Source organism: Shewanella saliphila (assembly GCF_014648295.1).
In the GTDB taxonomy this organism is placed as follows: domain Bacteria; phylum Pseudomonadota; class Gammaproteobacteria; order Enterobacterales; family Shewanellaceae; genus Shewanella; species Shewanella saliphila.
In genome coordinates, this window is record NZ_BMQV01000118.1 from 1 (window position 1) to 601 (window position 601).

General features: G+C 45.6%; 1 pseudogene. It reads left to right on the forward strand.

The features are described 5' to 3' along the window. Positions 1 to 601: pseudogene (locus IEY48_RS20340) on the forward strand (transposase); the annotation flags it as partial.

Consider the following 601-nt stretch of genomic DNA (forward strand, 5'->3'; position numbering starts at 1 on the left):
AAGAGTTATCCGCAGGCATTTAAAGATGAAGCAGTATTGATGGTGCTGGACCAAGGCTACAGTGTTGCTGATGCGGCAAAATCTCTAGGGGTTGGCACTAGCCTGCTTTACAAGTGGAAAGAAAAGTACGAGGCCCAACGGCAAGGCATCGCCTTAGAAGAGTCTGAGCGCGATGAACTTAAGCGATTGCGTAAAGAAAACAAAGAATTACGCATGGAGAAAGAAATACTAAAAAAGGCAAGCGCCTTCTTTGCGAAAGAAATGAAGTAAAATATCGCTTCATTAAAAAACACTCAAATCAGTTCCCTGTTGCGCTGCTATGCCGAGTTATGTGCGTGAGTAAATCAGGCTATTACGATTGGCTTAAACGCCCTGCGAACGTGATAAGCCTTGATACTTTGAAGCTTTATCGCCGTGTTCGCCGCTTATTCGAGAAAAGCCGAGGCAGCTTAGGGAATCGTGAGATGATGAAAAAATTGCGCAAGGAAGGCTACCAAGTAGGTCGCTATGCAGTCCGTAAAATGATGCGACGTTTACGGCTAAAGGTAACCCAACGGCAGGCTTATAAGGTGACAACGCAGCGTAAACACTCTGACGCAGT